The organism is Simkania negevensis Z, from assembly GCF_000237205.1.
GTDB classification, from domain to species: Bacteria; Chlamydiota; Chlamydiia; order Chlamydiales; family Simkaniaceae; genus Simkania; species Simkania negevensis.
The window spans coordinates 2341946-2356895 of the sequence record NC_015713.1 but is presented as its reverse complement, the minus strand read 5'-3'; the positions used below and the strand labels follow the sequence as shown (position 1 = coordinate 2356895).

Annotated in this window: 9 protein-coding genes; 3 read left to right on the top strand and 6 right to left on the bottom strand. The window is 43.1% G+C overall.

Going from position 1 to position 14950, the window contains the following annotated elements:
* Positions 1-43: 43 nt before the first annotated feature.
* From SNE_RS11460 to SNE_RS11440, 5 genes are all read right to left on the bottom strand, one after another.
* Entirely contained in the window at positions 44-1765 is a 1722-nt protein-coding gene (locus tag SNE_RS11460; protein ID WP_013944609.1) for a hypothetical protein, read from the bottom strand.
* Positions 1766-1868: 103 nt separating this feature from the next.
* Positions 1869-3566: a hypothetical protein gene (locus SNE_RS11455; protein WP_013944608.1), complete on the bottom strand. Its 1698-nt coding sequence runs from the start codon at positions 3564-3566 to the stop codon at positions 1869-1871.
* A 100-nt stretch (positions 3567-3666) separates the two neighbouring features.
* Positions 3667-5364, bottom strand: a complete 1698-nt coding sequence (locus SNE_RS11450) for a hypothetical protein (protein WP_013944607.1) — start codon at positions 5362-5364, stop codon at positions 3667-3669.
* Between the two features lie 104 nt (positions 5365-5468).
* Positions 5469-7127 (bottom strand): hypothetical protein, encoded by a 1659-nt coding sequence (locus SNE_RS11445; RefSeq protein ID WP_013944606.1) that lies wholly within the window; start codon positions 7125-7127, stop codon positions 5469-5471.
* Positions 7128-7230: 103 nt separating this feature from the next.
* On the bottom strand, positions 7231-10851 hold the full coding sequence (locus SNE_RS11440) for a bifunctional proline dehydrogenase/L-glutamate gamma-semialdehyde dehydrogenase (protein ID WP_013944605.1): 3621 nt from the start codon (positions 10849-10851) through the stop codon (positions 7231-7233).
* 77 nt (positions 10852-10928) lie between these two features.
* On the opposite strand from SNE_RS11440, the gene SNE_RS11435 reads away from it, so the two are divergent.
* The 3 genes from SNE_RS11435 to groL all read left to right on the top strand — a co-directional run bounded on the left by SNE_RS11435 (position 10929) and on the right by groL (position 14259).
* Positions 10929-12149 (top strand): exo-beta-N-acetylmuramidase NamZ family protein, encoded by a 1221-nt coding sequence (locus tag SNE_RS11435; protein WP_041419514.1) that lies wholly within the window; start codon positions 10929-10931, stop codon positions 12147-12149.
* Between the two features lie 126 nt (positions 12150-12275).
* Positions 12276-12572 (top strand): co-chaperone GroES, encoded by a 297-nt coding sequence (locus tag SNE_RS11430; protein ID WP_041419100.1) that lies wholly within the window; start codon positions 12276-12278, stop codon positions 12570-12572.
* 16 nt (positions 12573-12588) lie between these two features.
* Positions 12589-14259, top strand: a complete 1671-nt coding sequence (groL, locus tag SNE_RS11425) for a chaperonin GroEL (protein ID WP_013944602.1) — start codon at positions 12589-12591, stop codon at positions 14257-14259.
* A gap of 18 nt (positions 14260-14277) precedes the next feature.
* Here the strand turns inward: groL and SNE_RS11420 are convergent, their stop codons facing one another.
* Positions 14278-14856: a 50S ribosomal protein L11 methyltransferase gene (locus tag SNE_RS11420; protein ID WP_013944601.1), complete on the bottom strand. Its 579-nt coding sequence runs from the start codon at positions 14854-14856 to the stop codon at positions 14278-14280.
* Positions 14857-14950 lie beyond the last annotated feature (94 nt).

Sequence of the window (14950 nt, the reverse complement as noted above, 5' to 3'; positions counted from 1 at the left end):
AAAAGTAGAATGAGAGGGCATAAGCCCTCTCTCTGATTAAAATTTAAGCTTTTATCTCAGCTAATGAGAATTTTCTGAAAGCAGCATTGAAATCTGCTTGCTTCTGACCAAGTTGTTTCCACATGTCATTTCCTTCACCACTGAAATAGGTATGAAAGTTTGTGGCTTGCTCTTCGTCAAGTTTCTCAGTTTTAACAGATTTAAAAACTTCAACTGTGAAAGGTTTTTTTCCTAGACGCTTCTCAAAAGCTGTTCGAACAGCTGGGGCTAGAGTTACCCAATCGTCAAGTTGCTTTAAGACATCCTCTGACAAGAATTTAATGGTTGTCTCAGAAGCTGCTCCGATGTTGTCCTCAGTTAGTTTATTGATAGAAAAGTAGTATGCCCAAAAATCTTCTGACGCATCAAAACGGGCATTGAGAGCTGACTGAACTTCAAAAGATAACCCATGAAAACCCTTTTCGCTATTCTGTATCACAGCATAAATCCATTGGAGCTCATTGTCACAGAGCTTCTCAACAGCTTCAGCAGTTGCAGGAAGGGAAATGTCAATTTCAGGGAAGGACTCTTTAGCTTCAGATAAACTAGCAGGGGTGTCGCCGTTGGGGAATGGGAGTTTTAGCTCAAAAAAGCGCAAGTTTAACGCCTTTTGAGTAGCTTCATCTAAATTTTGGGGAAGAGATTTATTATAAGCGCGTATCCACTTTTCCTCGAGTTTTAAGACTTCATCAGTTGACGTAGGAGGAAGAAGGGGTAACTCTGTAATGCCTTCGCCTGATGCTCTCTTCATAAAGCTTTCTTGTACATCAGAATCATTTGTCACCCACCATTCTGGATGCTCAACTGCATATTGTGCCCACTCTTCGAGTTCCGTTTTAGACGCAGTTTGCAGGTGATCTTCGTCGATCACATAATCATTCATCCCACCTTTTGTATAAAGTTTCCATTGAACAGCTTCTGGAACGTCATTGAACTTGCTGGGAACTTGATCAAAGTAAATCGCATACCACTTGAACTGCTGATCTTTGATGCTATCTAAGTCTTGAGCAGTTTTAGGAACTGGGAGAGATAGTTTGACGATATCCGTTTCTTGACCTTCGAATGGAGGAAGGTTAAGAGCATAATATCTACGAAGAAGATCTAGATTGACATCATCTTCTAAGTAAGCTTGATGTTGGTGCAAAGTGCGAACTTGATCATCTGTCAATGCTTCTACTTCTTCTTTTGTAAGACCTTCGACTTTATTATCGAGCTTTGAGGTGTCTAAATCAAGCATGTCGAAGCGGTGCCAGAGCAAGAGACGCTCAACTTTTGGTTGCTTTTCAAAGAGCTCTGGATCTTTTACATATTTTTCATGGAGGGATTTGATTTGCTCGCCTGATATGTTCCATGGAGTTGTTAAGAAGACGTTTGTGATCACAAATGCAATAGCATGTCCAAGTGCATTGAAGGCTACAATCTGTAGGATAACAGACGGGGAGAGTTGAACCATCAAATGTTTGTTGATAAACGGTGTCAGTTGCGTAAAAGAAAAGTAAGTCAGTGCAAATGCGCCGGCAGAAAAAAGCGTTTTACGAAATGTGGTCGCATCTTTTCCAGCGAAAGCCTTGCTTAAAGATGCCAATCCTCCTGACACGGTGCCGATAAGAGCGCATTCTTTCATGGTAATCGGAGTAAAACGGGATGGGATGAATCCCATTGCGAAAGTACTCGCAAAATGAAGAGCAGATTCTTTTGAAAAAAGATTTTGACGAATTGATTCCATAACTAATCCTTGGTCATTTTAATTTAGAGAAATTATAAACAAGTCGTCGTTAAAATAAAAGTAGAATGAGAGGGCCAAWAGCCCTCTCTTTGTAAAAGAAATTTTAGTGCCAGTTCACGCGAAGCTCTTTGAGCTCTGGGTATTWRTYGAACTGCTGGCGCAAYGCTTGTTGACGTGCCTTTGGTAAAGCWCCCCAACAATCTGGCTTTGAGGCAAAAAGCATATGGTATTTTCTTGCTTGCTCTTCTGATAGTTTATCAGCTGGAAATTGCTTAGCAAAGCGAGCATCAAGTGCACCGATCACCGCAGGAGAAAGCCCTTTCCACTTATCGCTTTTATCATTTAGTTGACTGTGCATGATTTCGATGGTTTTTTGTGATGCACTGCTGACGTTTTCAGGTGTCAACTTGTCAAAATCAAACCAAAAGCGCCAAGAGAGACGAGTGCAGAAAGGATCATTGAGAGCCGATTGCATTTCAAATGAGAGAGAATTAAACCCTCCGTTTTCACGTATAAATGCATACATCCAAGGGATTTGATTCACATCAAGTTTTGCAACTTCATCAGGAGTTTTAGGGAGCTCAAGAGTGATTTGTGGCCATGTTGCATTCTTATTTTTGCAGAGTTGGTCGATCGTTTGACCATTAGGAAGGGGGAGTTTCAACTCATAGAAGCGTTGATTAAAAGCTTTGACGACTTCTTTATCGAGCCCACTCGGGAATTTTTTATTGTAAGCTTCAACAACTTTTGGATCTAACGAGCTGACCTCTTCAGGTTTTGTCGGATGGACAGGATGAGGGATTTCAATTCCGAGAGCCTTTGCACGCTCAACGAGAACTTTCTGTGAGTTTGTATAGAGCCCAACCCACCAACTGAGACATTTCATAGGGTTTTCTAAATCATGAATCTGAGCATCTGGTGCTGTTTTTAGTGAGTCTGCATTGAATGAATAAGTAGAAACTACTTTATCCTTCGCATATAGCGCCCATTGAACATCATGAGGTAGTTTTTTACGGGCGTCATCATTATCTGCAAAGTAAAGCTTATACCAAGCAAGTTTTTCTTCGCTTAAAGCTTCGACTTCTTCAACAGTTTCAGGTTGTTTAAGATCGAGCCTGGGAATGCGCTTTTCAATGGCTTCGAAAGGTTTTAAGTTCAGTTCAAAATAACGTAAAAGTAGAGCGTCATCTTCTAAAGCAACTTCGTGTTGGTGCAAAGTGCGAACTTCACTTTCAGTTAAAGCTGCGATATCTTCTGCTGATGGCTTTTCACAAGTCAAGGCAGCGACATCGAGTTCTTGCTTTTTAAAGCGCTGGATAATGAGCTGCTGCTCAACTGCAGGAAGTTTTGTGAAGAGCTCTGTATCCTTTGTGTAGGTTTCATGAAGAGTTTTGATTTGAGCATCAGACATGTTCCATGAGGTGACAAAAAGGATTTTTGCAAGTCCAAACGAAACAACTTGTCCTAGAGCGTTGAAAGCAAGGATTTTTCCGATAAATTGAGGTGTTAGTGTAAGGGCAAAGCGAGTTGCAAGTGTTGGTGCAAGAGCTGCAGTTCCAAAGTAAGTGAGGGCAAAAGCTCCAATTGTTACTAAACCTTTCTTGAATGTGCTAGCATCTTTTCCAAGGAGTGCTTGTCCCATTGTTGATAGGGTGCCTGCGGCAGCAGAGACAACACCTGCTTCTTTAATGGAAATCGGTAAGAAGCGTGCTGAGAGCAAGCCGGTTCCAACTGTACCTGCAAAATTAAGGGCAGACTCTTTTGAAAAAATATTTTTACTGTAGTTTGAAATAGAAGGCATAATTACTCCTCGATGTTAATTTGTGGGTAATTATGGATATGGTAGTATTAAATGAAAAGAAAAAAGAGAGGGTAATAACCCTCTCTTTGTAAAAGAAATTTTAGCGCCAGTTCACGCGAAGCTCTTTGAGCTCTGGGTATTTGTTGAACTGCTGGCGCAATGCTTGTTGACGTGCCTTTGGTAAAGCTCCCCAACATTCTGGCTTTGAGGCAAAAAGCATATGGTATTTTCTTGCTTGCTCTTCTGATAGTTTATCAGCTGGAAATTGCTTAGCAAAGCGAGCATCAAGTGCACCGATCACCGCAGGAGAAAGCCCTTTCCACTTATCGCTTTTAATATGCAGTTGATCGTGTAAGATGCTGATCGTTCTTTCTGATGCACTGCTGACGTTTTCAAATGTCAACTTGTCAAAATTAAACCAAAAGCGCCGAGAGAGATGAGTACTGAAAGGATCATTGAGAGCCGATTGCATTTCAAATGAGAGAGAGTTAAACCCTCCGTTTTCACGTATAAATGCATACATCCAAGGGATTTGATTCACATCAAGTTTTGCAACTTCATCAGGAGTTTTAGGGAGCTCAAGAGTGATTTGTGGCCATGTTGCATCCTTATTTTTGTAGAGTTGGGCAATCGTTTGACCATTAGGAAGGGGGAGTTTCAACTCATAGAAGCGTTGATTAAAAGCTTTGACGACTTCTTTATCGAGCCCACTCGGGAATTTTTTATTGTAAGCTTCAACAACTTTTGGATCTAACGAGCTGACCTCTTCAGGTTTTGTCGGATGGACAGGATGAGGGATTTCAATTCCGAGAGCCTTTGCACGCTCAACAAGAGCTTTTTGTGTAGATGGATATGTATCAACCCACCAACTGAGACATTTCATAGGGTTTTCTAAATCATGAATCTGAGCATCTGGTGCTGTTTTTAGTGAGTCTGCATTGAATGAATAAGTAGAAACTACTTTATCCTTCGCATATAGCGCCCATTGAACATCATGAGGTAGTTTTTTACGGGCGTCATCATTATCTGCAAAGTAAAGCTTATACCAAGCAAGTTTTTCTTCGCTTAAAGCTTCGACTTCTTCAACAGTTTCAGGTTGTTTAAGATCGAGCCTGGGAATGCGCTTTTCAATGGCTTCGAAAGGTTTTAAGTTCAGTTCAAAATAACGTAAAAGTAGAGCGTCATCTTCTAAAGCAACTTCGTGTTGGTGCAAAGTGCGAACTTCACTTTCAGTTAAAGCTGCGATATCTTCTGCTGATGGCTTTTCACAAGTCAAGGCAGCGACATCGAGTTCTTGCTTTTTAAAGCGCTGGATAATGAGCTGCTGCTCAACTGCAGGAAGTTTTGTGAAGAGCTCTGTATCCTTTGTGTAGGTTTCATGAAGAGTTTTGATTTGAGCATCAGACATGTTCCATGAGGTGACAAAAAGGATTTTTGCAAGTCCAAACGAAACAACTTGTCCTAGAGCGTTGAAAGCAAGGATTTTTCCGATAAATTGAGGTGTTAGTGTAAGGGCAAAGCGAGTTGCAAGTGTTGGTGCAAGAGCTGCAGTTCCAAAGTAAGTGAGGGCAAAAGCTCCAATTGTTACTAAACCTTTCTTGAATGTGCTAGCATCTTTTCCAAGGAGTGCTTGTCCCATTGTTGATAGGGTGCCTGCGGCAGCAGAGACAACACCTGCTTCTTTAATGGAAATCGGTAAGAAGCGTGCTGAGAGCAAGCCGGTTCCAACTGTACCTGCAAAATTAAGGGCAGACTCTTTTGAAAAAATATTTTTACTGTAGTTTGAAATAGAAGACATAATTACTCCTTAGATTTTTTTTGGAGCAATTATAGAGATAAAAGTGTTAAATGAAAAGGCTAAAAAAGAGAGGGCCTAGGCCCTCTCTTTTAAGGAAAAAGTTTTTAGTACCAATAAGAAGTAACGCCGAGAGGTGAAAGCTTGGCAGCTTCAAATCTTTCGTTAAACGTCTTTTGTTGGCTATTCGTAAAGTTTCTCCAGGCTGTATCACCATTTGGAACTCTTGTAAATGCTGCATGATGACGTTTAGTGTCAAGTGAGTCTGGAAGAGGATCTGATTGTTTTCTTCTTGGCATGAAGAGCTCTTCGAGTTTTGCATCTCCAAAACGTTTTGAAAGAACAGTATGTCTGTCTTTTTCGTAAAGAATATACCAGTTCTCGGGGAGTGCTTGATAAATGCGGTGAACCCATGGAAGCTTTCCTGCTGGAAGTTGATCCAATTGTGCTTCAGGTCCTGAAGCAGGTAGGTGGATGCTTGCAACACGCTCTGGTGTAAACACCTCGAGTGGGATGGTTTTTGCATCGAGTTCCATGTCGAAGAAGCGTAGCATGAATGCTGCAGCGACTTCATCAGAGAGGCTCTTAACAAATTTGGGACTTGCAAAGAGAGTGAAGTAAGCTTTGACTTCTTCTTTCTCAAGTTTTTCAACTTCAGCAGCTTTTTCAGGATTCAAGGCTGCATTGAGCTCGATTTTTTCGTCAGCGCATCTTGCTTTCAAAGCTTCTTGCATGGGGCGTGGGACTTCGCGCCATTTCACTGGGCTTTCATCACCAATATACCACTCGATAGCAGCTTTTGGTGCATCCTTGATGCGTAAAGCATCAAATGTTGGAGGCAGATCAGCAGGTTTTGCTTGAACAAGTTCCCACTGTGCACCAATAGAAAGCTCAGCCCACTTATCTGACAAGATTTTGTAGACTTCACGGTAGAAGGCTGAATCAGTTGTGTTAAGTGCTTTAATAGCCTCAACAGTTGTGGGGAGTTCAAACTCTTCTTTTGGCAGATCACTCACTTTTAGAGCTGCTTCCAAATCTTCTTTAGTAACAGTTGAGTTGATGAGTCTGCAAGCAAGGAAACGCAAGATGAGAGCATTTTTAGTCTCATCAGAATCGACCCAAGAGGTCCATGTTTTTGCTGGTTTCCCTTCATCAGCTTCGATGCGGAACTTGAAGAGATATTCTACTTCAGCTTTGCTAAGACCTTTAATCACTTCAGCAGTAAGCTTTGCTTCAAACTTGGCAACATCTAGACCAAGAGCTGCGAAACGTTGGACCATACGGAGCTGAAGGAGTTTGCTACTTTCAGCGAATTCTTTATTTCCTTCTTCGAGCATACGTGTATGAAGGGCTTTCACCTCTTCATCAGAATGCTTGTCAAATGCTTCGACGTCTAAGAGAGGCTTGGCTCGGTTGATTACGAAGCTGATTGCGACTCCAACAACGTTTGTGACTGTGAGGTAACTCACAAGTTTTGGCTCGATCACGAAACCAAATTTGGTTTCTAGGTATTGACTAGCACTTTGCAACGCCATAAGCGTTCCGACAACTGTTGCTGCCGCTAAAAGTATTTTGTAGATCGTTCTTGTTTCTGGATCTAGAGCAGAAGTTGTGACTGAAGCTGTAAATCCTGTAATACCGCTGATGATAGCAGCGTTTTTGATAGGATAATTTTTTGCGTAAGCTGTGGCAACTCCTGAAAAGACAGAACTCACCACTGTTAGTGGTGTTTGCACTGATGTTAAATTGGTAAGATAACTACTCATATCTTAGAACTCCGGGAAAAATTTGATGGCTACCATCGTATGTTTTTCAGAAATTAAAAAAAAGATTTTTTATTAAGATAGTGAAAATTTTTTGAAAAGAGAGTTATAAGATGGGTTTCCGTAGCTCACCTTCACGGAGGCCGAGATTTCCATAACGGTGATAATCAACGCTGAGCGACATTTCACGAAGATAATGGAGAAGTTCAATTCTTCCATTGGCTAAAACTGGTGTGTGATCGATGTAAGTTGCGGAGGCTGCAGCTGCTTGTTTCATTTCCGCAGAAGGTTCTTCAAGCATTCGAATGCGCTTGAAATGACAGCTGCACATCCGTTTGATAAAGGTGGCCTGGTCTTCTTCAACGATATTGAAGATCGGAAGAAGGGCTTCCCAATTAGCTTGACGAACTTTGGCATCCCGACTTTTTTCCCAACTGACTTCTAAGCGTGTTTCACATGTGAGTGCTGCTGCAAAAACGCGTAAGTAATCCATGGGTTTGGTATTTGGACCGATGCGGAAAATCAACTTTTTCTGAGGCAGATAGCGGAAGAAGTTGTCTTGTCCCACAATTTTAGAACTGTCTTTATCTCGCTTAAACTGCTGCCAGAAAAATGCATAACTCGAAACACTGGCATACCACATCCCCAGTTCTTCTGCAGATAAATCGAATTTTTCAAGAAAGCGAGTGAGGTTATTGACCCACTCTCCGACAGGAAACTTTTCTTTGGGAATCCCTTTTTGCGTGGCATGCATGAATTGGGTCAAATAGTTGGGACCACCTGCTTTGCTTCCATGCCCGTAGCTACTATTTTTGCATCCTCCAAAAGGTTGACGTCTAACAATCGCCCCTGTAATGGTGCGATTAATGTAGCAATTCCCGGCTATGATGAGATTTTGCCACTTTTTGATTTCTCGTTTGTCGAGGCTGTGAATGCCCGATGTCAATCCATAGGGAGTAGAGTTCGCAAGGTGAATTGCATGGTCGATATTTTCTGCGCGCATCACTCCTAAAACAGGTCCGAAAAATTCGGTTTGTTGGGTGTAGCTTCCTTTGTGGACGCCAAATTTAATTCCAGGCGACCAAAGGTTCGGGTTTGAGCTGTCTTGTTTAGGCTCAAGCAACCAAAACTCTCCTTCTTCTAATGTGGTAAGTCCTTTTTTCAAGTCATCGCCGGGTTCACGGATGAGGGGAGTGATTTTACTCGAAAGATCCCAAGCTGATCCAACTTTTAAGCTAGCTGCAGCGTCGCGCAACTGTTTACGAAAATGAGGATCGTCGTAGACTTCTTTTTCTAAAATGGCGAGGGAAGCTGCGCTACATTTTTGTCCATTGTGCCCAAATGCCGATTGGACGAGGTCTTTAATTGCCAGGTCTCGATCAGATAGAGAAGAAATGATCAGGGCGTTTTTTCCTCCAGTTTCAGCTGAAAGGTCGATTCCTGGGCGCATTTTTGCAAAAAGATGAGCCGTGCTGGTTGCTCCTGTTAAGATGACAGAATTGACGCGTGTGTCTTTAATCAGCTGGCTTCCAACAGGATCGTCTGCGCAGTTGATAAATTGGAGTGCTTCTTTAGGAATACCTGCATCCCAAAAGGCTTTGACGAGTTCCCATCCAGCAAGGACCGCTTCGGGGGCGGGTTTGAAGAGGACGCAGTTCCCTGTGACTAAAGCTGTGCAGATCCCTCCTCCAGGAATTGAAGTGGGGAAGTTCCAAGGGGGTGTCACAAGGATGGTTCCTTTGGGAGACCACTGAATGTCGCTGAGTCCATTTAAATGTTGCATGGATCGGAGGTAGTATTCGGCAAAGTCGATAGTTTCAGAGTGCTCGACGTCGGCTTCCATAATGAGTTTGCCTCCGTCGGCAACCATAGCACCGATGAGGTCAGCTCGTGTTTCACGGAGTCTTTGGGCGACTTTGGATAGGAGTTTGCAGCGCTCTTCAACCGAGGTTTTGCCCCAAGTCTTTTCGTAATTTTTGGCGCATCTAAGGGCTTGATCGACTTCTTCCCAAGAGGCCATACTATAGGTATATAAGGGGCGGCTCGGAGTTGAGGGGTCGTAACCTTTCCCTTCTGGGTCAGAGTGGGAGATCTCTTTTCCTTCAATGACAAGTGGAATAGGGTCGATTTGTTTATTTTTCCACGTGTCTAAGATGGCTTTTCCCCACTTGCGGTTTTCAGCGAGGGAAAAATCGGTATCGGATTCGTTTTCGAAGAGGGCTTTGATGTCGAGATGAGAGGGGGGATCAAAACGGTTTTGAGTGCGACGAGGGGTTTGATAAATGGTTGGGATCATTTGGCAGGCATCGCGGAAAAGAGAGCATTGAATGCTCCACTCTTTTGATTCAGGCGTGAGCCCAAAGCTGTGAGCTAGATAGTTTTCGATACCCGTGTTTTCATCGAGGCGCCGAATGAGGTAGGCAATAGCGCTTTGAAAATCTTCTTTTGTGGCCACTGCGCAGTAAAGGAGGATATCATTCGTCAAGGCTTGAACGACTTGACGGGTGTGGTCAGCCATTCCTTCTAACATTTCAAATGTGACTTCTTGCTCAACGCGGTTTTCTAAACGTAGGAGCATTGCAAAAGCAATGTCGAAAAGGTTGTGACTTGCAACACCGATATGAACCGCTTTGGAATGCTCAGGCTCGCAGGCGTAAAGGATCATTGATTTGTAGTTAGCGTCAGTTTGGATTTTGTGTTCATAAGGAGCTTGCTCCCAATCTCGGAGAGAGGCTTCGACTTGTTCCATGGCCATGTTGGCCCCTTTTACAATCCGAATTTTTATCGGGGCTCCCCCGTTTCTTACACGGTCCATGGCCCAATGAGTCAGCTCTTTTTGGATGTCATGTGAATCGGGAAGATAAGCCTGTAAGACTATTCCTGCCGAAAGAGAATGAAACTCGGGTTCGCTTAAGACTTTAATGAAGAGGTCTTTTGTCAAATGAAGGTCGCGGTACTCTTCCATGTCTAAGTTGACAAACTTGTGCGAGGTGCATCCATCTTTCAGTTGCGTTTTGTTCTCTATTGCTGCTCGGTAGAGTTCTCGTAGACGAGCCGCGAGATTGTCTAAGGTGTTTTCATAGGAGAGGAGGTTCAATTGCGAGTAGATCGTGGAAATTTTGATCGAGACATAATCAATGTAGGGATTTTTTAAGTCACGTAGATAAACTTCGAGTCTTTTTTTAGCTTCTTCTTCGCCTAAGATTGCTTCACCTAAATGGTTTAAATTGAGACGAATGCCCTGAGCTTTCCGTTTTTTGATGTGCTTTGCTAAAGGTCCTTTCTCACCTGGAATGATCACTTTGGATGTTTCTTTTCGAAGTTGGCGCATAGCCATGGGAACGAGAATGTTGGCAAATTTATCTCCAAGTAGTTTAAACAAGTAGAGTTGGAGTCGTTTAAATGAGCTTAAAAATTTGGGGATGCCGTACAAGTTGAGCAAGTAGATCATTTGATTGGCGATACGCTTGTAATCATGAGAGCGAAAGCACTGATCGGTCATCGCGGTTGTGAAAACTTTCCCTACTGGGTCGCGCATCATACGAGAGAGCTCTTCGTGTTTTTTCTGATCATCCTTGGTGATGATCTGGTTAGATTCCAGCAGGATATGGGAGGCGAGCTCAATGGCTTTTTCTTGTCTTTCTTTCAAAGTTAAAGGGGTGTGATAGGCAGCTGACAGCATCTCACGTGCTGCTTTCAAATGTTTGGATTCGCTTGCTTCTTGCATACACACCTCTCTAACCGTTTTATTACCTGAAAAATTCTTTTTGTCGTATGATCTTTTCAAAAATACTGCAAAAAAATATGACTCGGTTTTTTCTTTTCTTATTTTGCTTATTTTCAATGTCTTTGCGAGCAGATGTTGATTTGGGGATCGATGTCTTTTTTGCTGAAGGACATCATAAGTCTCTTCAAGGGAAAAGGATAGGTTTGGTCACAAACCATACAGGTGTGAATCGAGATCTCATTCCTACTGCGAAATTATTGAAAGATCATCTTAAACTTGTGGCTTTATTTTCCCCTGAACACGGACTCAATGGAAATGGATATGCGTTTGAAAAGGTAGCAGATGGAAGCACGCATGACCAAATTCCCATTTACAGTTTGCACGGATCAACACGTCGCCCAACAAGTGAAATGTTAAAGAAAATCGATGTCCTCATCTATGACATTCAAGACATTGGAGTGCGCTCTTATACTTACGCGACAACGCTCTATTATGTGATGGAGGAGGCTGCCAAACAGAAAATTCCAGTACTTGTTTTAGATAGACCGAATCCAATAAATGGGATGATTGTCGATGGCTCGATGCTCGAACAAAATTGGCGTTCTTATATTGGTTATATTAATGTGCCTTACTGCCATGGTATGACTATTGGAGAGCTGGCCCGTTTTTTCAACGGGGAATACAAGATAGGGTGCAAACTGAAGGTTATCCCGATGAGAGGTTGGAAGCKACGCATGAGTTTTAGCGATACTGGGCTAGAATGGATTCCAACGAGCCCTCATATTCCAGAGGCAGACACCCCACTCTTCTATGCCTCAACAGGTATCCTTGGCGAACTCGATATCGTCAATCATGGGGTCGGCTATACTCTTCCTTTTAAGGTAATAGGTGCACCTTGGCTCAATGCAGAAGAATTTGCAACAAAACTAAATCAGCAGAGACTTCCTGGCGTAAAGTTCCTCCCTTTTCACTATCGCCCGTTCTATGGATCGCTTAAGGGACAAGAGTGCCATGGCGTTCTGATTCGGGTGACTGACAAGTTGAGATACCGTCCTTCAAGTGTTCAGTATCTTTTACTTGGAATGCTCAAAAGTTTATACCCTGATCGGGTCAAGGCGTCACTTGAGGGAATCAATAACATCAAGAAGGATCTGTTTTGTAAAGCAAATGGGAACAGTGAGATCTTGCGTATTATGAATGAAGAACAGTATGCAGCTTGGAAGATGATTTCCTACCAGAAAGAGGAGCGCAATGCGTTCGAAAAGGTGCGCGCTAAGTACCTCATTTCAGATTATTAGCCCAGAACTCAGGTTCTTAGCCAATATTGACTAAAGATTGCTAAAAACCTCTTGGCTCCCTTGACAAAAAGGGGGTTTTACCAGTATGATTTTGTTTTTTCAAATGATCTTAGGAGACCTAAAATTATGTCAGTCAAGAAGATAAAGCCTCTTGGAAAGCGAATTCTCGTCAAGCGAGCTGAAGCGACCCTCACGAAAGGTGGGATTCTCCTTCCCGATTCTGCTCAAGAAAAACCTAGGCAAGGTGAAGTTGTAGCTGTTGGACCAGGAGCTATCAAAGATGATGGATCAGTGACTCCACTCGAATTAAAAGTAGGCGATCGCGTCCTTTTTGGTGCGTTTGCAGGAACTGAAGTGAAAACGGAAGAAGAAGACGACTACCTTCTCATGTCTGAAGAAGATGTCTTGGCTGTGATAGAGTAATAGAGAGGAATGTGCAATGGCAAAAATGTTACAATTTAATGAAACAGCACTCAAGTCGATCCTAAAAGGGGTGAAGACACTTGCAAAAGCTGTCATCGTCACATTAGGTCCGAAAGGCCGCAATGTTGTCATTAATAAAGGAATGGGAATTCCTCTTTCAACAAAAGATGGTGTGACTGTCGCAAAAGAGATCGCGCTGAAAGACAAGTTTGAAAATATCGGTGCACAACTCGTGAAAGAGGCATCTTCTAAAACATCTGATGTTGCCGGTGATGGAACGACAACAGCAATTGTTTTGGCTGAAGCCATTTTCAAAGAAGGTGTCAAAAACGTGATTGCTGGTGGCAATCCGATGAGTATTAAGCGGGGCATCGATAAAGCAGTTCAAAGCATCATCGAAGCACTTGATAAACTTGCAACACCAGTGAGTAAACCAGAAGAAATCAATCAAGTGGCAACCATCTCAGCCAACAATGATCCAGATGTTGGAACAATCATTGCTGAAGCGATGGAAAAAGTGGGTAAAGATGGAACGATCACAATTGCCGAAGCAAAGGGAATTGAAACAGTTCTCGATGTTGTCGAAGGAATGCAGTTTGAAAAAGGGTATCTATCACCATACTTCGTAACGAATCCAGAAAAGATGACAACAGAGCTTTCAAATGCTTATGTTCTTTTGACAGACAGAAAGATTTCAAATGCCAAAGACATCGTTCCAATTCTTGAAAAAGTGATGGAAGGGGGACAACGTCCACTTCTTATCATTGCTGAAGATGTCGAAGGCGAAGCCTTAGCAACGCTTGTTGTAAACAAGCTGAAAGCAGGTCTTCCTGTTTGCGCTGTGAAAGCGCCAGCATTTGGAGACAGGCGCAAAGCTATCCTCCAAGATATTGCAGCCCTTACAGGTGCTACAGTTGTTTCGGATGAAGTGGGTCTCGATATCCAAGAAGTCGGTGCAGAAGTTCTCGGATTTGTCAAAACTGTAAAAGTGGGTAAAGAAGAAACCACTCTAATCGATGGACAAGGTGCTGAGGAAGTGGTTCAAAAACGTGTTGCAGAAATTCGTTACGAACTTGAAAACACCACCTCAGAATACGACCGGGGCAACTTAGAAGATCGCTTAGCAAAACTTGCTGGTGGTGTTGCTGTGATTCACGTTGGTGCAGCAACTGAAGCCGAAATGAAAGAGAAAAAAGCCCGTGTCGAAGATGCCTTGCATGCGACGCGAGCTGCTGTTATCGATGGAATCGTTCCTGGAGGCGGTGTAGCCCTTCTCCGAGCGATTAGCGCACTCGATCATCTCGATCTAAAAGGAGATGAAAAGACTGGTGTCGAAATCATCCGTAAGGCTGCTTATGCACCTGCTATTGCCATTGCAACGAACTGTGGGAAAGAAGGCAATATGATTGCTGAGAAGATTCTCGAAGGGAAAGGCGCATTTGGCTACAACGGTTTGACCGACACATTTGAAGACTTACTCAAAGCAGGGGTAATCGATCCTGTCCTCGTGACAAAGAGCGCACTTAAACACGCCTCTTCGATCGCAAGCCTACTCATTACAGTCGCATGTATGATTACCGACAAGCCTCAACCAAAATCCGATGCAGCTTCTGGCGGCATGGGTGGTATGGGCGGCATGCCCGGAATGGGTGGCATGGGCGGTATGCCAGGCATGGGGATGATGTAACTCATCTAAGGAGCAGCCTCATGCTGCTCCTGTTTTTAAAGTTGTTTGAGTGTATCTGCATGCAATCCAACCCTCTAGTTCTTTCATTGAAATAAGTGTTCCGTAGGGGCTCGCTGCTAAAAACCGATCCTGTTCATCAACTGGAATTCCAGACACAATCATTTCTTCGACATGAGGATGGAGCTCTTTTTGCGTTTCCCACGCGATGCGTTGTTCGGAAGAGATCATATTCATGAGGACCAAGCATGTCTTTGGGATCTTTGGCAGGGTTTTGCCAAAAAAGAGGGAAACATTGTTGAGCTTTGCATTTTCTTTTGCATGCTGAATTGCTTCTTCATCGATGTCGATGCCATAGACTTCAGGAGCGCCGGCAAAGTGGGCTGCAAGGGATAAGACACCACTGCCACAACCGATATCAACTACAGGCACAGAAATTTTTCGGGGGAGCATTTCCAGTATCAGTCGTGTTGTGGAATGAGACAAGTCCCCAAATCCAGGGCCTGGTTTGAGACGAAAACCAAAGGGTTTCACATGGACGAAACCTTCGTGAAAATCTGGGGCGTGCAACGCCCATTGCTCATGCCAATCGATTGTCATAACTAAAAACCTGAGTTCTGGGTTTATTGCACTTATTCTCAGGGGGTTTTCTCTTTCTTCTTAGCCTTTTTTCTCGAAAAGGACCATTTGGACC

Bases quoted from the DNA above. Each gene is read 5' to 3' on its own strand.
- SNE_RS11460 (WP_013944609.1), bottom strand. From the start codon at position 1,765: ATGGAATCAATTCGTCAAAATCTTTTTTCAAAAGAATCTGCTCTTCAT.
- SNE_RS11450 (WP_013944607.1), bottom strand. From the start codon at position 5,364: ATGTCTTCTATTTCAAACTACAGTAAAAATATTTTTTCAAAAGAGTCT.
- SNE_RS11445 (WP_013944606.1), bottom strand. From the start codon at position 7,127: ATGAGTAGTTATCTTACCAATTTAACATCAGTGCAAACACCACTAACA.
- SNE_RS11440 (WP_013944605.1), bottom strand. From the start codon at position 10,851: ATGCAAGAAGCAAGCGAATCCAAACATTTGAAAGCAGCACGTGAGATG.
- SNE_RS11430 (WP_041419100.1), top strand. From the start codon at position 12,276: ATGTCAGTCAAGAAGATAAAGCCTCTTGGAAAGCGAATTCTCGTCAAG.
- groL (WP_013944602.1), top strand. From the start codon at position 12,589: ATGGCAAAAATGTTACAATTTAATGAAACAGCACTCAAGTCGATCCTA.
- SNE_RS11420 (WP_013944601.1), bottom strand. From the start codon at position 14,856: ATGACAATCGATTGGCATGAGCAATGGGCGTTGCACGCCCCAGATTTT.